The organism is Streptomyces sp. JHA26, from assembly GCF_002005565.1.
In the GTDB taxonomy this organism is placed as follows: Bacteria; Actinomycetota; Actinomycetes; order Streptomycetales; family Streptomycetaceae; genus Streptomyces.
In genome coordinates, this window is record NZ_BDJC01000023.1 from 1 (window position 1) to 18,940 (window position 18,940).

At 72.7% G+C, this 18,940-nt stretch carries 17 protein-coding genes and 1 pseudogene; 6 read left to right on the forward strand and 12 right to left on the reverse strand.

Annotated features, from left to right (window positions below):
- Positions 1 to 510: pseudogene (locus tag JHAT_RS15995) on the reverse strand (ATP-binding protein); the annotation flags it as partial.
- A gap of 249 nt (positions 511 to 759) precedes the next feature.
- Here JHAT_RS15995 and gabT point away from each other — a divergent pair.
- Positions 760 to 2,094, forward strand: a complete 1,335-nt coding sequence (gene gabT, locus JHAT_RS16000) for a 4-aminobutyrate--2-oxoglutarate transaminase (RefSeq protein WP_077798854.1) — start codon at positions 760 to 762, stop codon at positions 2,092 to 2,094.
- Positions 2,095 to 2,538: 444 nt separating this feature from the next.
- Here the strand turns inward: gabT and JHAT_RS35740 are convergent, their stop codons facing one another.
- Positions 2,539 to 2,673 (reverse strand): hypothetical protein, encoded by a 135-nt coding sequence (locus JHAT_RS35740; protein WP_290439806.1) that lies wholly within the window; start codon positions 2,671 to 2,673, stop codon positions 2,539 to 2,541.
- A gap of 59 nt (positions 2,674 to 2,732) precedes the next feature.
- Here JHAT_RS35740 and JHAT_RS16005 point away from each other — a divergent pair, with 59 nt between their 5' ends.
- Positions 2,733 to 3,407 (forward strand): phosphatase PAP2 family protein, encoded by a 675-nt coding sequence (locus tag JHAT_RS16005; RefSeq protein ID WP_077798855.1) that lies wholly within the window; start codon positions 2,733 to 2,735, stop codon positions 3,405 to 3,407.
- Here JHAT_RS16005 and JHAT_RS16010 read toward each other — a convergent pair.
- The 8 genes from JHAT_RS16010 to JHAT_RS16045 form a co-directional block, all read right to left on the reverse strand.
- On the reverse strand, positions 3,346 to 5,172 hold the full coding sequence (locus JHAT_RS16010; protein WP_077798856.1) for a chitinase: 1,827 nt from the start codon (positions 5,170 to 5,172) through the stop codon (positions 3,346 to 3,348). The genes JHAT_RS16005 and JHAT_RS16010 overlap by 62 nt on opposite strands.
- An 87-nt stretch (positions 5,173 to 5,259) precedes the next feature.
- The gene (locus tag JHAT_RS16015) at positions 5,260 to 5,718 is read right to left on the reverse strand and encodes a hypothetical protein (protein WP_077798857.1); all 459 of its coding nucleotides are present in this window, start codon (positions 5,716 to 5,718) and stop codon (positions 5,260 to 5,262) included.
- A 125-nt stretch (positions 5,719 to 5,843) separates the two neighbouring features.
- Complete coding sequence (locus JHAT_RS16020) at positions 5,844 to 7,271, reverse strand: FAD-binding oxidoreductase (protein WP_077798858.1); 1,428 nt, start codon at positions 7,269 to 7,271, stop codon at positions 5,844 to 5,846.
- A 12-nt stretch (positions 7,272 to 7,283) separates the two neighbouring features.
- A complete protein-coding gene (locus tag JHAT_RS16025; protein WP_077798859.1) occupies positions 7,284 to 8,105 on the reverse strand; it encodes an ABC transporter permease in 822 nt (273 codons plus the stop codon).
- A complete protein-coding gene (locus JHAT_RS16030) occupies positions 8,106 to 9,035 on the reverse strand; it encodes an ABC transporter permease (protein WP_077798860.1) in 930 nt (309 codons plus the stop codon). It lies immediately after the preceding gene.
- Positions 9,035 to 10,210 (reverse strand): ABC transporter ATP-binding protein, encoded by a 1,176-nt coding sequence (locus JHAT_RS16035; RefSeq protein ID WP_107481941.1) that lies wholly within the window; start codon positions 10,208 to 10,210, stop codon positions 9,035 to 9,037. Before JHAT_RS16035 ends, JHAT_RS16030 begins: the two co-directional genes overlap by 1 nt.
- Before the next feature lie 5 nt (positions 10,211 to 10,215).
- A complete protein-coding gene (locus JHAT_RS16040; protein WP_077798862.1) occupies positions 10,216 to 11,463 on the reverse strand; it encodes a spermidine/putrescine ABC transporter substrate-binding protein in 1,248 nt (415 codons plus the stop codon).
- A gap of 55 nt (positions 11,464 to 11,518) precedes the next feature.
- Entirely contained in the window at positions 11,519 to 13,054 is a 1,536-nt protein-coding gene (locus JHAT_RS16045) for a gamma-aminobutyraldehyde dehydrogenase (RefSeq protein ID WP_077798863.1), read from the reverse strand.
- 245 nt (positions 13,055 to 13,299) lie between these two features.
- Here JHAT_RS16045 and JHAT_RS16050 point away from each other — a divergent pair, with 245 nt between their 5' ends.
- Entirely contained in the window at positions 13,300 to 13,875 is a 576-nt protein-coding gene (locus JHAT_RS16050) for an NADAR family protein (RefSeq protein ID WP_171990917.1), read from the forward strand.
- A gap of 117 nt (positions 13,876 to 13,992) precedes the next feature.
- Here JHAT_RS16050 and JHAT_RS35305 read toward each other — a convergent pair whose 3' ends face one another.
- Positions 13,993 to 14,928, reverse strand: a complete 936-nt coding sequence (locus JHAT_RS35305; RefSeq protein WP_253195507.1) for a hypothetical protein — start codon at positions 14,926 to 14,928, stop codon at positions 13,993 to 13,995.
- 166 nt (positions 14,929 to 15,094) lie between these two features.
- Between JHAT_RS35305 and JHAT_RS16060 the strand changes: the two genes are divergently transcribed.
- The 3 genes from JHAT_RS16060 (at position 15,095) to JHAT_RS16070 (ending at position 18,214) form a co-directional block, all read left to right on the forward strand.
- Positions 15,095 to 16,156, forward strand: a complete 1,062-nt coding sequence (locus JHAT_RS16060) for an adenosine deaminase (RefSeq protein WP_077798865.1) — start codon at positions 15,095 to 15,097, stop codon at positions 16,154 to 16,156.
- The gene (locus JHAT_RS16065) at positions 16,156 to 16,899 is read left to right on the forward strand and encodes a glycerophosphodiester phosphodiesterase (RefSeq protein WP_077798866.1); all 744 of its coding nucleotides are present in this window, start codon (positions 16,156 to 16,158) and stop codon (positions 16,897 to 16,899) included. Before JHAT_RS16060 ends, JHAT_RS16065 begins: the two co-directional genes overlap by 1 nt.
- Positions 16,900 to 17,023: 124 nt before the next feature.
- Positions 17,024 to 18,214: a serine hydrolase gene (locus JHAT_RS16070; protein ID WP_077798936.1), complete on the forward strand. Its 1,191-nt coding sequence runs from the start codon at positions 17,024 to 17,026 to the stop codon at positions 18,212 to 18,214.
- 34 nt (positions 18,215 to 18,248) lie between these two features.
- Here JHAT_RS16070 and JHAT_RS16075 read toward each other — a convergent pair whose 3' ends face one another.
- Positions 18,249 to 18,806, reverse strand: a complete 558-nt coding sequence (locus tag JHAT_RS16075; RefSeq protein WP_077798867.1) for an HXXEE domain-containing protein — start codon at positions 18,804 to 18,806, stop codon at positions 18,249 to 18,251.
- Positions 18,807 to 18,940 lie beyond the last annotated feature (134 nt).

The window sequence follows — 18,940 nt, forward strand, 5'->3', positions numbered from 1 at the left end:
GCCGTAGCGGCGCCAGATCTCGCTCCAGCGGCCGAGCCGGCCGACGCCGACCATGATGACCGCGGCGACCAGGACGTAGTAGGCGTAGACGGCCACGACCGCGCCGAAGCTGTGGGGCTCGGCCCAGGAGTCCGGGATCATCGCGTAGAGGGGCAGCAGCCACCAGCCGCCGAGGTAGCCGTTCCACAGCAGGGACCAGATCAGCCAGCCGACGAGGAAGGCGATCAGCGCCCCGCTCAGCAGTTGCCGGGCCGGGATCCGCTCGGGTTCCTCCTGCGGCCTGGGCCGGTGCCCGAAGCGCCACACGCCGGGCAGCGCCTCGGGGCGCGGGGTGCGCAGCCAGGTCAGGAACGCCGATCCGTCCGGCATCGGGGGCACGGTCGGTGCCCCGGGCGTCCCGGGCTCCCGCGCGGGCCGCGGCGGCACCGCGGGCACCTCGGGCGGCCCCGCCGGACGCGGCACAGGATTCGCGTGCGCACCCCGCGTGTCCCGCATCCCGTCGCTGTCCATCGCCCTGCCCCCTGACCAGCCGCTCCGTCCACCGTCAGCGAGCCAATCTAACGCCCCGACAGGGCGAGTTCACCGCTTACGCGGCCGGGCCCGCGCCGACGTGTCCCCGTGTCCCCGCACCCGTCACCTGTCCACCGCGGACAACCGGCGGCGCGGACAACGCCCACATGGAGCATGCCCGCCCCCCGTTCCCGGTCCTAGCCTGCGAGAAAAGAAGGCAAGCGTCCGAAAAGATCCACAGGAGCCCCCATGACCGCACTTCCGCAGGAGCGCCGCGTCGTCACCGCCATTCCCGGCCCGAAGTCGCAGGAGCTGCAGGCCCGCCGGACCGCCGCGGTCGCGCAGGGCGTGGGCTCCACGCTGCCGGTCTTCGTCACGCGCGCCGGCGGCGGCGTCATCGAGGACGTGGACGGCAACAGCCTGATCGACTTCGGCTCCGGCATCGCCGTGACCTCCGTCGGCGCCTCCGCCGAGGCCGTGGTGCGCAAGGCCTCCGCGCAGCTCGCCGACTTCACCCACACCTGTTTCATGGTCACGCCGTACGAGGGCTACGTCGCCGTCGCCGAGGCGCTGGCCGAGCTGACCCCGGGCGACCACGCCAAGAAGTCGGCCCTGTTCAACAGCGGCGCCGAGGCCGTCGAGAACGCCGTCAAGATCGCGCGTGCGTACACCAAGCGCCAGGCCGTCGTCGTCTTCGACCACGGCTACCACGGCCGTACCAACCTCACCATGGCGCTGACCGCGAAGAACATGCCGTACAAGCACGGCTTCGGTCCCTTCGCGCCCGAGGTGTACCGCGTGCCGGTCGCCTACGGCTACCGCTGGCCGACCGGCCCGGAGAACGCGGGCCCGGAGGCCGCCGCGCAGGCCATCGACCAGATCACCAAGCAGGTCGGCGCCGAGAACGTGGCCGCGATCATCATCGAGCCGGTCCTCGGCGAGGGCGGCTTCATCGAGCCGGCCAAGGGCTTCCTGCCGGCGCTCGTGAAGTTCGCCAACGACAACGGCATCGTCTTCGTCGCCGACGAGATCCAGTCCGGCTTCTGCCGCACCGGCCAGTGGTTCGCCTGCGAGGACGAGGGCATCGTCCCGGACCTGATCACGACGGCCAAGGGCATCGCCGGCGGTCTGCCGCTGGCCGCCGTCACCGGCCGCGCCGAGATCATGGACTCCGCCCACGCCGGCGGCCTCGGCGGCACCTACGGCGGCAACCCGGTGGCCTGCGCCGGTGCGCTCGGCGCCATCGAGACGATGAAGGAGCTCGACCTCAACGCCAAGGCGAAGAACATCGAGTCCGTCATGAAGACGCGCCTGACCGCCATGGCCGAGAAGTTCGACATCATCGGCGACGTCCGGGGCCGCGGCGCCATGATCGCCATCGAGCTGGTCAAGGACCGCGCCACCAAGGAGCCGAACCCGGAGGCCACGGCCGCGCTCGCCAAGGCCTGCCACGCCGAGGGCCTGCTGGTCCTGACCTGTGGCACCTACGGCAACGTGCTGCGCTTCCTGCCGCCGCTCGTCATCGGCGAGGACCTGCTGAACGAGGGCCTCGACATCATCGAGCAGGGCTTCGCCCGCATCTGAGCGGAGCCCCGCGCGGACCCGGACGCTCGTGCACGTGCGCGAGCGTCCGAGCTGTGGTTCGCACGGCCGGCCCGGCGACCCGCAGAGCGTGTGAAGAACGTGTGCGGGGTGGATGTCAGGACGCCGATGCCCCTGTCCTGGGCCCACCCCCTGTCGTAGGTTCTACGCAGATGAGAGATACACCCCGCCCACGGGGAACCGTGGGCGGAAGCCCAGGCCGGGGCCTCCCCAGCTTCGACCTGGTCGTGCTTCGCGCACACAACCGGAACCCGCGGGTTCCGGGTCTCCTCACCGATCGGACGGTCGCTCGCCCCAAACCCCCCGGGGCGCGCGACGTTCCGGTCAGGACGCCGCCTCGGCACCCGGGACGGTGGTTCACCGAAGGGCCGGCACACTCCCCCCCCTTGCGCCGGCCCTTCGGTGCGTCCACACGCGCGTGTCCCCTCATCCGTCTCCGGTGATGCGGCCGAGCAGGGCGCGGGCCTCCCGGGTGCGCGGACGGGCCGGGTGCAGGTTCCGCTCGCAGTCGGCCGGCGCCTGCCGGGCGGAGGTCTCCTCGCGCACACGCTCGCGTGGCATCCGCATGCTCTTCATGGGCAGGGGGCGTACGTGATCCGGGGGCCTGTCAGGCTGGGAGCATGCCGGTCTCCTCGTCTCGCCCGTTCCGCGGCCCGTCCGGGCTGCTCGCCGTTCCCGCGCTGCTCTTCGCTCTGATCACCTGGCAGGTCGTCGCCGACGGGCCGCTGGTGGGGCTGGACGAGTGGGTGAGCCGGGCGCTCGTCCACCCGGACCGGTTCTCCGAGCTGCTGGCCGACCTCGGCGACGTGCAGGTGGCGGTGCCCGTCCTCGCCCTCGCGCTGGCCGGTGTCGCGTGGCTCGGGCGCGTCAGAGGTGTGGACCGCTGGTGGCTGCCGCCCCTCGTCGGGGCCGCGGCGATGGTCCTGGTGCCCGCGCTGGTGGTCCCGTTGAAGGAGTGGACCGACCGCCCCGGCACCCCGGCGGTGCCGCCGGCGGTCGGCTACTACCCCTCCGGCCACACCGCCACCGCGCTCGTCGCGTACGGCGCGGCGACGCTGCTGCTCCTGCGGCTGCTGCGCGCGCCGGCCGTCCGCCGCCTGCTCGTCGTGCTCTGCGCCGTCCTCGTCCTCGGCGTCTCCTACGGGCTGGTCCGCCGGGGCTACCACTGGCCGTTGGACGTGGTGGCCAGTTGGTGCCTGGGGGCGGTCCTGCTGACGGGTGTGTCGCTGCTGCTCAGCCGAAGTACGCGTCGAAGTTCTTCCGGAACTCCCCGTTCGCGTACCGGTCCCAGTTGATCGACCAGGCCATCAGGCCGCGCAGCCCGGGCCAGGTGCCGTGGGTGGTGTACGTGCCGCAGTCGGTCTTCCTGGTCAGGCAGTTCAGGGCCTTGGTGACCTCGGCCGGGGAGACGTGGCCGTTGCCCGCGCCGGTGGAAGCGGGCATGCCGATGGCGACCTGGTCGGGGCGCAGGGGCGGGAAGACGTTGTTCGCGTCGCCGGCGACCGGGAAGCCGGTGAGCAGCATGTCGGTCATGGCGATGTGGAAGTCGGCGCCGCCCATGGAGTGGTACCGGTCGTCGAGGCCCATGACCGGGCCCGAGTTGTAGTCCTGGACGTGCAGCAGGGTCAGGTCGTCGCGCAGGGCGTGGATGACCGGCAGGTAGGCGCCGCAGCGCGGGTCCTGGCCGCCCCACTTGCCGGTGCCGTAGAACTGGTAGCCGTTCTGCACGAAGAAGGTCTCCGGGGCCATGGTCAGCACGAAGTCGTCGCCGTAGGTGGCCTTCAGGGTCTTCAGGGCCGAGATCAGGTTGACGATCACCGGGGTCTTCGGGTTCCTGAAGTCCGTGTCGTCGGCGTTCAGCGACAGGGAGTGGCCCTCGAAGTCGATGTCGAGGCCGTCGAGTCCGTACTCGTCGATGATCTTCGAGACGGACGAGACGAACATGTCGCGGGCCGCGGTCGTCGACAGCTGCACCTGGCCGTTCTGGCCGCCGATGGAGATCAGCACCTTCTTGCCGGCCGCCTGTTTGGCCCTGATCGCCGCCTTGAACTCGGCGTCGCTCTCCACGTTCGGGCATTCGGTGACCGGGCAGCGCGTGAAGCGGATGTCGCCGGAGGTGACCGAGGTGGGCTCGCCGAAGGCCAGGTCGATGACGTCCCAGCTGTCGGGCACGTCGGCCATGCGGGTGTAGCCGGAGCCGTTGGCGAAGCTCGCGTGGAGGTAGCCGACCAGGGCGTGGGCCGGCAGGCCGGACCCGCCGCCGTCCTGGCCCTCGGCGGTGGTGGCGGTGACCGTGGCGGACCGCGCGGACTCACCGGCGTCGTTGACCGCCGCGACCTGGAAGGCGTACGCCGTCGACGGGGTCAGGCCGGTCACGGTGGTGGAGGTGCCGGTGACCGTGCGGACCCTGGCGCCGTCGCGGTAGACGGCGTAGCCCGTCGCGCCCGGGACGGGCGACCAGGACAGGGCGACGCTGGAGGAGGTGACGGAGCCCGCCGTCAGACCGGCGGGCGTCGCCGGGGGCCGGCTCACCTCGCCGCCGGGCCCGGTCAGGGAGATGTCGTCGGCGTGGTAGGTGCCGGTGCCGTACCAGCCGTGGGTGTAGATCGTGACCTTCGTGGTGGACGGACCGGTGCGGAAGGTCGTCGTCAGGTGCTGCCAGTCGGGGGCGGACTGGACCCAGGTGGAGGCGTCCGTGGTGCCGGTGCCGCTCGCGCCGAGGTACACGTACGTGCCGCGGACGTAGCCCGACAGCGTGTACGCGGAGTCGGGCTTCACGGCCACCGTCTGCGCGCAGCGGGCGTCGTCGGCGCCGGCCGGGGTGGCCTGCAGGGCGGCGGTGCCGCCGTGCACGGGTGAGGTCACGGTCGTGCCCGCCGTGCAGGTCCAGCCGTCGAGACCGGACTCGAAGCCGCCGTTCCTCGCGAGGTCCGCGTCGGCCGCACGGGCGGCCGACGAGAGCGCGGACGCACCGGACACGGCGAGGGCCGTGGCGGTGAGCAGCGTGACGAGGGGCCGTCGGGCGAGCGGTCCGGGGTGTTCCGCGCGTACGCGTTCCACAAGTACCTCCGGGCATGGGGGAGATGGGGAGGGTGGAGCGCGCCCAACTTGGTCCAGACCAATTCGCTTGTCAACCCCTCGCGCGGCTCACCGCTCCCCCTCCCCCGCCGCGAGACCCGCCGCCGCCTCGTGCATCGCCAGTTCCAGGAGCGCGGGGTCGGTGAGGGTGCCGGACCCGTCGGGCGGGATCAGCCAGTGGACGCCGCAGGCCGACGGCCGCCCCGGGTGCGGCACCACGATCCAGGTGCCGGACCCGGCCGTCCGGATGCCGGTGCCCAGCCAGCGGGCGGCGGTGCCGGGCGGCACGAGGAAGCCCGTGCGGGCGTCGCCGGAGCCGGCGAGCACGGGACCGGGCCGGTCCAGGACGCGGGACAGCACGTCCAGGGTCGGACAGCCGAGCCGGCGCGGCAGGAAGAGCACGTCCCAGGCCTTGCCGGCGGGCAGCAGCACGACCCCCCGGGGGTTGCGCTCCCACTCCCGTCGGCAGGACCCCGGATCCGGTGCGACGGATACCAGCCACGCGACCGCCGTCTTCGCACCAGGCATGTGAAGGCCTCCCTCTCTCTCGTGGACGCGGATGCGTCACGAGGGAGAGGGAGGCCCCGGGGCGGGCATTACGCGGGTCGCCGCGACTCCTTGGAGTGAACCGGGTCGCCCCCGGTCCGGCCGGGTCAGCTGTCGAAGCCCAGGCCCAGCCTGTCCATCGTCCGCAGCCACAGGTTGCGCCGGCCGTCGTGCGCGTCCGCGCGGGCCAGCGACCACTTGGTCAGCGCGATGCCGGTCCAGGCGAAGGGCTCGGGCGGGAACGGCAGCGGCTTGCTGCGGACCATCTCCAGGGCGGTGCGCTCGGTGCGCTCTCCCGCCAGCAGGTCGAGCATCACCTCGGCACCGAACCGGGTCGCGCCCACACCGAGACCGGTGTACCCGGCCGCGTAGGCGACCCTGCCCCGGTGCGCGGTGCCGAAGAACGCCGAGAAGCGCGAGCAGGTGTCGATGGCGCCGCCCCAGGCGTGCGTGAAGCGGACGCCCTCCAGCTGCGGGAAGCAGGTGAAGAAGTGGCCGGCGAGCTTGGCGTACGTCTCCGGGCGGTCGTCGTACTCGGAGCGGACCCGGCCGCCGTAGGGATAGACCGCGTCGTAGCCGCCCCACAGGATCCGGTTGTCGGAGGACAGCCGGAAGTAGTGGAACTGGTTGGCGCTGTCCCCGAGGCCCTGCCGGTTCCTCCAGCCGATCGAGGCGAGCTGGGCGTCGGTGAGCGGCTCGGTCATCAGGGCGTAGTCGTAGACCGGGACGGTGTAGGAGCGCACCCGCCTGACCAGGTTGGGGAAGACGTTGGTGCCGAGCGCGACCGTGCGGGCGCGGACGCCGCCGTAGGGGGTGCGCACCGCCATGCCGGCGCCGTGGGGCCGCAGGGTGAGCGCCGGGGTGTGTTCGTGGATGCGGACGCCGAGGCCGAGGCAGGCGCGCTTGAGGCCCCAGGCGAGCCTGGCGGGGTTGACCAGGGCCACGCCCCGGCGGTCGTACAGGCCCGCCCGGAAGGTGGGCGAGTCGACCTGCTCCCGTACGGCCTCGGCGTCCAGGTGCTCGATGCCGTCGGCGAGGCCCTTCGACCGGATCTCCTCGTACCACTCCGCCAGCTCGCGGGCCTGGTACTCCTCGGTCGCGACGTCGATCTCGCCGGTGCGTTCGAAGTCGCAGTCGAGGGAGTACCGGTCCACCGCGGCCTCGATCGCGTCGAGGTTGCGGGCGCCCAGCTCCTCCAGCCGGTGGATCTCGCCGGGCCAGCGGCTGAGCCCGTTGGACAGGCCGTGGGTGAGGGAGGCCGCGCAGAAGCCGCCGTTGCGGCCGGAGGCGGCCCAGCCCACCTCGCGGCCCTCCAGCAGCACCACGTCCCGCCGCGGGTCGCGCTCCTTGGCGAGCAGCGCGGTCCACAGTCCGCTGTAGCCGCCGCCGACGACCAGCAGATCGCAGGTCTCGGGGCCGGTGAGGGCGGGCTCGGGGCGGGGGCGGCCGGGGTCGTCCAGCCAGTACGGGACCGGCTGGGCGTCGGAAAGGGATTTCGTCCACTCGTTGCTGCGGCTCATGGCGCTCGGGGCCATGATCTCAACTCCCTACGAATGCACTGGTGCGTCGTGTGCCTTGCGGCGGTTCCGGCGGTTGCCGATGACCATGGAGACGAGGACGAACAGCACGGCGACGACGAACATGGCCGTACCGACGACGTTGATCTGCACGGGCGTTCCGCGCTGGGCCGATCCCCAGACGAACATGGGGAAGGTGACGGTGGAACCCGCGTTGAAGTTGGTGATGATGAAATCGTCGAAGGAGAGCGCGAAGGCGAGCAGCGCGCCGGCGGCGATCCCGGGTGCGGCGATGGGCAGCGTGACCCGGACGAAGGTCTGGAAGGGACCGGCGTACAGGTCCTGCGCGGCCTGCTCCAGCCGCGGGTCCATCGACATCACGCGCGCCTTGACGGCCGTGACGACGAAGCTGAGGCAGAACATGACGTGGGCGATGAGGATCGTCCAGAAGCCCAGCCGGGCACCCATGTTGAGGAACAGGGTGAGCAGGGACGCGGCCATCACGACCTCGGGCATCGCCATCGGCAGGAAGATCAGCGAGTTGATCGCGCCCCGCGCCCGGAAGCGGTAGCGGACCAGCGCGAAGGCGATCGCCGTGCCCAGCGCGGTGGCGCCGAGCGTCGCCCACAGGGCGATCCGGAGGCTCAGGGACAGCGAGCCGCACAGCCCGGCGACCCCGCACGGATCCTTCCAGGCGTCCGTGGAGAACTGCCGCCACGCGTAGTTGAAGCGCCCGTTCGGCTTGTTGAACGAGAACACCGTGACGATGACGTTGGGCAGCAGGAGGTAAGCGAGCGTCAGCAGTCCGGCGATCACGACCAGATTGCGCTTGAACCAGGTGACGAAGGCCATTCAGACCAGATCCTCCGTGCCGGACTTGCGGATGTAGACGGTGACCATGGCGAGAATCGCGGCCATGAGGATGAAGGACAGTGCCGCGGCCGTCGGGTAGTCCAGCACCCGCAGGAACTGGGACTGGATCACGTTGCCGATCATTCCGGTGTCGGCCGAGCCCAGCAGGGAGGCGTTGACGTAGTCGCCGGTCGCCGGGATGAAGGTCAGCAGCGTGCCGGAGACCACGCCCGGCATCGACAGCGGGAAGGTGACCTTGCGGAAGACCGTGGAGGGCTTCGCGTACAGGTCGCCGGCCGCCTCGTGCAGCCGGCCGTCGATCCGTTCGAGGGACGTGTACAGCGGAAGGATCATGAACGGCAGGAAGTTGTACGTCAGGCCGCACACCACCGCGAGCGGCGTGGCCAGCACGCGGTCCCCGGAGGTCCAGCCCAGCCAGCCGGTCACGTCCAGGACGTGCAGCGTGTTCAGGGCGCCGACCACCGGGCCGCCGTCCGCGAGGATCGTCTTCCAGGCCAGGGTGCGGATCAGGAAGCTGGTGAAGAACGGGGCGATCACCAGGATCATGATCAGGTTGCGCCAGCGGCCCGCCCGGAACGCGATCAGGTAGGCGAGCGGGTAGCCGAGCAGCAGGCACAGCACGGTCGCGGAGGCGGCGTAGGCGACCGAGCGCAGGAACTGCGGCCAGTACTCGGACAGGGCGTCCCAGTACGCGGCGAAGTGCCAGGTGACCTCGTAGCCCTCCTCCAGCGAGCCCGTCTGCACGGACGTGGAGGCCTGGTAGACCATCGGCGCGGCGAAGAAGACGACCAGCCACAGGATGCCGGGGAGCAGCAGCCAGTACGGCGTGAGGCGGCCCCGCCTGCGCGGGGGCTTCTTCTCCGGCGCGGCCGGGGCGAGCGGCGGCGGCGCCTCGGTGAGGGTGGACATCAGGCGGCCTCGCCCTCGGCCGCACCGGCGTCGCCCGTCGTCCCCGCGAGCACGGACTGGGAGGCGTCCAGGCCGAAGGTGTGCGCCGGGTTCCAGTGCAGGACGACGTCGGCGCCGGGGGCGAGCCGGGCGTCGCGGTCGACGTTCTGGACGTACACCGCGAACTCGGGGCAGGCCGCGCAGTCGACCACGTACTGCGTGGAGACGCCGATGAAGCTGGTGCTGCTGATCCTGCCGGTGACGCGGTTGCGGTTCTCGGGGACGGAGCCGGCGTCGTCCGCGTGCGTGAGGCCGATCTTCTCCGGGCGCACGCCCACCAGGACCTTGCCACCCGCCCGGGCCGGCGCGGAGCACCGGGCGGCGGGCAGGACCAGCCTGCCGTCGGCCGCCTTCACCACGAGGTCGTCGCCGCTCGCGGAGACGACCTCGGCCTCGATGAGGTTGGAGGTGCCGAGGAAGTTGGCGACGAAGGTGGTGCGCGGGTTCTCGTACAGGTCGGCGGGGGCGCCCAGTTGCTCCACGCGGCCGGCGTTCATCACGGCGACCTGGTCGGCCATCGTCATGGCCTCCTCCTGGTCGTGCGTGACGTGCACGAAGGTGATGCCGACCTCGGTCTGGATGCGCTTGAGCTCCAGCTGCATCCGGCGGCGCAGCTTGAGGTCGAGGGCGCCGAGGGGTTCGTCGAGCAGCAGCACCTCGGGGTGGTTGATCAGGGCGCGGGCGACCGCGACGCGCTGCTGCTGGCCGCCGGAGAGCTGGTGCGGCTTCCTGCGGGCCTGCTCGCCGAGCTGGACGAGGTCGAGCATCTCCTCGACCTGTTTCTTCACGCCCTTGATGCCGCGCCGGCGCAGACCGAAGGCGACGTTCTCGAAGACGTCGAGGTGCGGGAAGAGGGCGTAGGACTGGAAGACCGTGTTGACCGGCCGCTTGTACGGCGGGAGCGCGGTCACGTCCCGGTCGCCGAGGTGGACGGTGCCGGTGCTGGGCTCCTCCAGGCCGGCGATCATGCGCAGGGTCGTGGTCTTGCCGCAGCCGGAGGCGCCGAGCAGGGCGAAGAAGGAGCCCCGCGGCACGGCCAGGTCGAGCGGGTGCACGGCGGTGAAGGAGCCGTAGGTCTTGCTGATGCCGGTCAGGCGGACGTCGCCGCCGCCGTCCGTCGCGTCTGTCGTCTTCATCGTCGTCACGCCCCAGTGAGCTTCGCGAACTTCTCTTCGTAGGCCGCCTCTTCCTTCGCGCTCAGGGAGCGGAAGGCGCGGGATCCGGCCTGCATGGCCTTGTCGGGAATGATCAGCGGGTTGTTCGCCGCGTCCTCGTCGATCCTCGCGAGCTCGTCCTTCACGCCGTCCACGGGACAGACGTAGTTGATGTAGGCGGCGAGCTGCGCGGCCGGTCCCGGCTCGTAGTAGTAGTCGATGAGCCGCTCGGCGTTGGTCTTGTGCCGGGCCTTGTTGGGGACCAGCAGGTTGTCGGTGGACGTGATGTAGCCGCTGTCCGGGACGAGGAAGTCGACGTCCGGACTGTCCGCCTTGAGCTGGACCACGTCACCGGCCCAGGCCAGACAGGCCGCGAAGTCGCCCTTGGTGAGGTCGGACGTGTAGTCGTTGCCGGTGAAGCGGCGTATCTGGCCGCTGTCGACGCCCTTCTGGAGGCGGGCGACGGCCGCGTCGTAGTCGTCGTCGGAGAAGCGGGCCGGGTCCTTGCCCATGTCGAGCAGCGTCATGCCGACGGTGTCGCGCATCTCGGTGAGGAAGCCGACGCGGCCCTTGAGCTTCGGGTTGTCGAGCAGGTCGGAGACCGACGTGACCTCGATGCCGTCCAGCGCCTTCTTGTTGTAGGCGATGACGGTCGAGATGCCCTGCCAGGGGTACGAGTAGGCGCGGCCGGGATCCCAGTCCGGTTCGCGGAACTGCGGGGACAGGTTGGCGAAGGCGTGCGGCAGGTGGGAGGGGTCCAGCTTCTGGACCCACCCGAGGCGGATCATCCTCGCGGCCAGCCAGTCGGTGAGGACGATGAGGTCGCGGCCGGTCTCCTGGCCCGCGGCGAGCTGCGGCTGGATCTTGCCGAAGAACTCGCTGTTGTCGTTGATGTCCTCGGTGTACCTGACCTTGATGCCGGTCCGCCGGGTGAACGCGTCCAGCGTCGGGTGCCGGTCGCCGCTGTCGTCAACGTCCATGTACTCGGTCCAGTTGGAGAAGGAGACCTCCTTCTCCTCCTTCGACCGGTCCTCGGAGGACACGCCGCCCTCGCTCTTGCCGGCCGCCGGGATGCCACAGCCGCTCAGCAGACCGAGGCCGCCGGCCGCGAGCGCGCCGCCCGCCGAGGCGCGCAGCAGTGAGCGGCGGGTGAGGGCGGCCCTGCCGCTGGTGAAACTGCGCCGCACGGCGGCCGCTCGGGCCGGGGACGGGCGGTCGGGCTCGTACTGCTCCATGCGCGTGGTTGCCCTTTCGGGTGGGTCGGCCGTGGTCGGCGGCCTGGCGTGACGGCTATCGGTCCCCGAAGACGGTGCGGTGCCAGTCCTTGGCCGCCACCGCCGTATTGTCGAACATGACGTGCTTGACCTGCGTGTACTCCTCGAAGGAGTAGGCGGACATGTCCTTGCCGAAGCCGGACGCCTTGTACCCGCCGTGGGGCATCTCGCTGATGATCGGGATGTGGTCGTTGACCCACACGCAGCCCGCCTTGATCTCGCGGGTGGCGCGGTTCGCGCGGTACACGTCCCGGCTCCAGGCGGAGGCGGCCAGTCCGTACGGCGTGTCGTTGGCCAGCCCGATGCCCTCGTCGTCGCTGTCGAAGGGCAGGACGACCAGGACCGGCCCGAAGATCTCGGACCGGACGACCTCGCTGTCCTGGGCGGCGTCCGCGATGAGGGTGGGCCGGTAGTAGGCGCCGTCCTTCAGGTCGCCCTGCGGCGCCTCGCCGCCGCACACCACGCGCGCGGAGGAGCGGGCCCGGTCGACGAAGCCGGCGACGCGGTCCCGCTGCGCGTGGCTGACCAGCGGGCCGAGGTCGGTGCCGGGGGCGAAGGGGTCGCCGACGCGGACGGTGTCCATGAGGGCGGCGGTCCTCTCCACGAACGCCTCGTACAGGGGCCGCTGCACGTACGCGCGCGTGGCGGCCGTGCAGTCCTGGCCGGTGTTGATGAGCGCGCCCGCGACGGCGCCGTGGACGGCGGCGTCCAGGTCGGCGTCGTCGAAGACGAGGAAGGGCGCCTTGCCGCCGAGCTCCAGGTGGAGGCGCTTGACGGTGGCGGTGGCGATCTCGGCGACGCGCCTGCCGACGGCGGTGGAGCCGGTGAAGGAGGTCATGGCGACGTCGGGGTGGGCGACGAGGTGTTCACCGGCCTCCCGCCCGGTGCCGGTGACGATGTTGATCACGCCGTCGGGGACACCGGCCTCGGTCGCCGCCCGGGCGAACATCAGGGAGGTGAGCGGGGTGATCTCGGCGGGCTTGAGCACGATGGTGTTGCCCGCGGCGACCGCCGGGAGGATCTTCCAGGCGGCCATCTGGAGCGGGTAGTTCCAGGGTGCGATCGACCCGACGACGCCGATCGGCTCGCGCCGCACGTACGAGGTGTGGTCGCCGGAGTACTCGCCGGCCGACTGGCCCTGGAGGTGCCGGGCCGCGCCGGCGAAGAAGGCCGCGTTGTCGATCGTGCCCGGCACGTCGAACTCGCGGGTCAGCTTCAGCGGCTTGCCGCACTGCAGGGACTCGGCGCGCGCGAGGTCCTCGGCGTGCTCGGCGAGGACGGCGGCGAACCGGTGCAGGGCGTCGGAGCGCTCGCCCGGCGTGGCGCCGGACCAGCCGGGGAACGCCTCCCGCGCGGCGGCGACGGCCGCGTCGACGTCGTCCGCGCCGGCGAGCTCGTAGGTCAGGACCTCCTCGCCGGTCGCCGGGTCGACGACCGTGTGCGTGCGGCCGGAGGTGCCCTTCGCCGGGCGGCCCGCGATGTACTGCGCGCCGTCCGGGAAGCGCTGCCGGGCCGGGAATCGGTCCGGGATGGCGTTGCCCGGGTTGTGCATGTCGGCTCTCCTCGATGTCCCCGCGACGGGTCCTCGCGTCAGGAAGGCCCGCGACGGGAGTCCCCCCTAACGGGGCCGGCGTGGCTCAGGCTCGATGTGAGTGCCGATCCTGACAGAGCACCCAGTCCCCAACAAGTGATTCCGTTGTTGCCATTTGGTTACGCGACGGAATCTGTCGACCAGGTGTCGAGTCACCGTCGAAAAGGACGGACGGAGTGTCAGTGGCGCGTGCCAGACTCGCGTGCATGGAGAGGATCACGGGGGCGGCGAGGACGATCGACAGCGCGCAGGCGCTGCTCGGAGAGGTCCGGGCGGGCGGGCGGATCAAGTACCTCTGCTTCTGGGGACACCGGCCGCTGCCGGACGGCCGGATCGGGGCGAGCTGTCTGAGCCAGTGGTGGCCGTCGCCCTTCACCGTGGACGGGGTGGAGTACGCGACCGCCGAGCACTGGATGATGGCGGGCAAGGCGCGGCTCTTCGAGGACGCGGAGGCGGAGCGGCGGGTGCTGGCCGCCGCACATCCGGCGGAGGCCAAGAAGGCGGGCCGGCTGGTGCGCGGCTTCGACGAGGCGGTGTGGGAGCGGGAGCGGTTCCGGATCGTCGTCGAGGGCAGCGTCCACAAGTTCTCCTCGGACCCCGCCCTGCGGGCGTTCCTGCTGGGCACCGGTGAGCGCGTGCTGGTGGAGGCGAGCCCGGTGGACCGGGTGTGGGGCATCGGCCTGACGGCGGACGACGAGGCGGCGACGGACCCGGAGCGGTGGCGGGGCGCGAACCTGCTGGGCTTCGCACTGATGGTGGCGCGGGAGCGGCTGCGGGGGTGAGGCGGGCGCGATGGGTTCGGGAGCGGCGAGGCGGGCGCGGTGGGTCCGGGGCCGCCGCGGCGCCCGGGACGCCGGGCACTGAGCACTGAGCGGGCATCCCGCGGGGCGGCTCAGCGGCTACGTGAAGATCACCAGGGCACCGAAGCCGACGCCGAGCACGATGCCGGCGGTTCCGCAGATGATGCCGGCCAGGGCCTGCCCCGGGTTGGTGGCTTCGCCCCGGCGGGCCTTGCCGCGGCCGAGCGCGCCGAAGACGACGCCCAGAATGCCCAGGACGATCGCGAGCGGCCACAGGCAGAAGACGGCGGCCGCGACGATGCCCAGCACGAGACCGGCGGTGCCCATCCCGTTGCTCGGCATCGGTGTCATGCCGGGCCAGCCGTAGTAGCCGGGCGGCTGCGGCGCGGCGTAACCGCCCGGACCGGGGCCGCCGGGATAGCCGTAGGGGACCTGTCCGGGGCCGTCGGGGGCGATGGGCGGCGGGGGGACGGCCTGGTCCTGTCCGGCGTACGGCGGGACCTGGGCCTGGGCCGGGGCCGCGAAGGGGTTCGCCGCACCGCTCGCCGGCGCGGCCGCTGCGGGCGGCGCGAAGGGGTTCGCCGTGCCGTCCGCAGGGGCCGGGGCCCCGGGGGTCGCCCACGGCGGCGGCTGCGTGCCCATGGCCGGCAGGGACGTGACCGTCCGTTGGTCGTGGACGGACGGGGCCGACCACGGCGACGGCGCGTTCGACGCGAGGGTGCCGCCGGGGCCGCCGGGGCCGTCGGGCGCGGCGGCGTCCGCCGGCGGCGCCCACGGATCGGCTCCGGAAGGCCCCGTCCCGGGGCGCGGGTCGGCGCCCCGGCCCTCGGGCGTCGTCCGGCCGGAGGCCCCCGCGCGGTGGTCGGGCTTGCCGAGGTCCACGCCGGGTACCGCGTCCGCGGTCCCGCCGGCCGGCGCGGCCCGGGTGCCGCCCCGCTCCCCGTCACCCGGCGGCTGCGGCCGGGGCGCGGAACCGTTCCCCGCGGCCTTCGGCGCCTGCTCGTCGGCTCGCGGCGGCTGCGCCTCGTCGGACATGCGCGGGATCCCCTCTGTTCGAACGTCCCGTCATGCTACGGCCCGTCCCCGCCGGGCACGGCCCCGGCCTACGATGATCCCGAACCACCGATCAGCCGATCACCCGCGTCCCACGGGACCCGCCCGCCCCAGGGCGGCCCGGGACGCCGTTCCGGGGAGGAACCCCTTGACCGAGCACCTCGTCGACCCCGACGTCCCGCGCGACCTGCACGCCTTCATCGCCGGACTGCCCAAGGCCGAACTGCACGTCCACCACGTCGGCTCCGCCTCCCCGCGCATCGTCTCGGAGCTGGCCGCGCGCCACCCCGACTCCAAGGTCCCCACCGACCCCGAGGCTCTGGCCGACTACTTCACGTTCACGGACTTCGCGCACTTCATCGACGTGTACCTGTCCGTCGTCGACCTGATCCGCACCCCGGAGGACGTGCGGCTGCTGACGTACGAGGTGGCCCGGGACATGGCCCGTCAGCAGGTGCGCTACGCCGAACTGACCATCACCCCCTTCTCCTCCACCCGGCGCGGCATCGACGAGCGCGCGTTCATGGACGCGATCGAGGACGCCCGCAAGGCGGCCGAGGCCGAGTTCGGGACCGTGCTGCGCTGGTGCTTCGACATCCCCGGCGAGGCCGGTCTGGAGTCCGCCGAGGAGACGACGCGGCTCGCCACCGACGACCGGGTGCGCCCCGAGGGCCTGATCTCCTTCGGGCTCGGCGGGCCCGAGATCGGCGTCCCCCGACCGCAGTTCAAGCCGTACTTCGACCGGGCCATCGCCGCCGGCCTGCACTCGGTGCCGCACGCGGGCGAGACGACCGGCCCGCAGACGGTGTGGGACGCGCTCACCGAGCTGCGCGCCGAACGCATCGGGCACGGCACCAGCTCCGCGCAGGACCCCGGGCTGCTGGCGCACCTCGCCGAGCACCGGATCCCGCTCGAGGTGTGCCCGACCTCGAACATCGCCACCCGCGCGGTGCGCACCCTGGACGAGCACCCGATCAAGGAGTTCACGCGCGCCGGTGTCCTGGTGACGATCAACTCCGACGACCCCCCGATGTTCGGCACCGACCTCAACAACGAGTACGCCGTCGCCGCCCAGCTCCTCGGCCTCGACGAGCGGGGGCTCGCCGAGCTGGCGAAGAACGGCGTCGAGGCGTCCTTCCTGGACGGGCCCGGCAAGGCCCGGCTGCGGGACGAGATCGACACCTACACCTCCGCTTGGCTCGCCTCCTGATGCCCGCCGCCGTGCACGAGGTGACCGCCGTGGCCCACCGCGGCGACCCCTACCGCTTCCGCGAGAACACGATCGACTCCCTGCGCTCCGCCCTGGCCCGCGGCGCGGACGCGGTGGAGGTCGACGTCCGCCTCACCCGGGACGGCGTGCCCGTGCTCCTGCACGACGAGACGCTGAAGCGGCTGTGGGAGCGGGACCGGCCGCTGCGCTCCCTGTCGGCCCGGGAGGTGGGCGACCTGACGGAGGGCCGGGTGCCGACGCTCGCGGAGGCACTGACCGCGACCGACGGCAGCCGCGTGATGCTGGACCTGCCGGGCGGCCCCGGGGAGCAGGCCGTGCGCAGGGTGGTGGACACGGTGCGCGAGTGCGGCGCGGACGACCGCGTGTACTACTGCGCGGGCGCCGCCGCCATGCTCGCCGTGCGCGCCGCCGACCCGGCCGCCGAGATCGCGCTGACCTGGACGACGGCCGCGCCGCCCCGGCCCGCCCTGCTGGCGGCGGTCCGGCCGCGGTGGCTCAACTACCGGTTCGGGCTGGTGGACCGGGCGCTGGCCGAGCGCGTCCACCGCGACGGCCTGCTGCTGTCCGTGTGGACGCCCGACACCCGTCGCTCCATGCGCCGCCTGCTCGCCCTGGGCGTCGACTCGATCACGACCAACCGCGTCGACGTGCTGTGTGCGCTGCGCGACCGGGGCACCGCGCCGCCCGTAGGGGCGAACCCGGACAACTCCCGGGTCCGGTAAGGGAGTTACCCGATCCCCGGTCCAGGGTCCGGGCCCTCCTCGGCGAGGATCCGGCGTGCCGGGCGGCGCGACGAGGATGATCGACGACCGTCCCGCACTGAACCTGGAGTCGTCGATGCCGTCGATGCGTGTCCGTACCTCCTCCGTCCTCGCCGCGTCCCTGGTGCTCGCGCTGACCGCCGGGCCGCTGGCGGCCCCCGCGTTCGCCGCGCCGGCCACCGCCACCGGCGCCACCGCCACGCACCGGCCGGACGGGCCGGACGCGAAGGCGCTGCGCGCCGCCCTCGCCACGGTGCCGGACGAACACGCCACGGCCGCCCTCGTGCGGGTCGGCGGCAGCGACGGCGCCTGGCGCGGCAGCGCGGGCGTGCGCGACCTGGCCAGTGGCCGGCCGGCGCACCCGAACGCCGCCTTCCGGGCCGGCTCGATCACCAAGGTCGTCACGGCCGCCACCGTCCTGCGGCTCGCGGCACGGGGCGACGTCGACCTGGACGCGGCGGTGCAGGACTACCTCCCCGACCTGTTCACGCCGGAGTTCGACAAGCCGATCAGCGTGCGCCGACTCCTCAACCACACCAGCGGCATCCCGGCGGGCGACGGACTCGGCGACGACTTCGCCGAGTTGTACGCGCACCGCTTCGACACCCTCACCCCGCGGGAGGACGTGGCGACGGCGATCGCGAAGGGACCGGAGTTCGACCCGGGCAAGCAGCAGCACTACCTCAACGTCAACTACACGATCCTCGGCTTCCTGATCGAGAAGGTGACGGGACACTCCTACGCCGTCGAGGCCACGCGCCTGGTGCTGCGCCCGGCCGGCATGTCGCACACGTACTTCCCGGGCACCGACCCGCGCGTCCGGGGCCCGCACAACCGGGGTTACCAGGCGGTGAAGCGGCCGGACGGGACGACGGAGCTGCTCGACGTGACCGAGTGGAACCAGGCGGACCGCTGGGCGGCCGGCGACATGATCTCGACGACGGCCGACCTGGAACGCCTGATCACCTCGCTCTTCCGGGGGGAGATCGTGCCCAGGCCGCAACTGGAGGAGATGTTCACGACCCCGGCCGGCCTCCCGGAGGCGACCATGAGCGCGGGGCTGGAGTACAAGAAGGTGGGGGACCAGGTCTTCTGGGGCAAGTCGGGCTCACGCTACGGCTACAGCACGCTCATGGGCGGCACCCGCGACCTGTCCCGCACCCTCGTCTGCTCGGTCAACGACACGGACGCCAAGAGTACGGCGGGGAACCCGGTGCTCGACGCGATCACCGTGGCGGCGCTGAAGCAGTCCGCACCGGCCGGCAGTCGCCCGTGAGCCGTCGGCCGGTCGCTCCTCGGCCGCCGGCCGGTCACCCGTCGGTCGCACCTCGGCCGCCCGTCAGCCGCCGCGCCACCACGTGCGCCGCGACCGTCGCCGCCCCCGCGAAACCCAGGGCCACGGCGAGGTCGCGCGGGCGGGTGGCGCGCAGCACGCCGGCGCGGCGCAGCCGACCGCGGGCCCAGAGGGTGAACGGGACCACGACCAGCGGCGAGGTCGCCGACCCGGGGGTGTAACCGCGCACCAGCCCCGCCTGCGCGAGGTGGACCAGTCCGTGCAGGCCGAAGGCGTCGAGCGCGGTCTGGTAGGCGGCCGAGCGGCCGCCGGTCAGCCGTCCCGCGACGGACGCGGAGGCCACGACCGCGGCCATCGCGCCGACCGCCGCCGCGAACTCCCGCCCCTCCACCGCCCCGGCCCGCCGCCAGACGGCCTCCGGCACGGCCGGGTACCGCTCGCGCAGGCCGGGGAGGTGGCGCCGCCACCAGCCCGGCACGGTCGCCAGCTCCTCGAGGTCGTGCAGGGCCCAGGCGGCCAGCAGCCCCCACGTGACCGCGCCCCCGACCGCTTCGTCACCCGATGCGTTCCTCACCCGGTCAGCTTGCTGCACACCGGCGCACCGTTGCCACCGCTTCGCGCGTTCCGCCCGGGTCCGCGCCCGCCGGGCCGTGCGGCGACGTGCACGCACCGCGGCCCCGGCCGGAGGCCGTACGCCTCGCGTCCGGG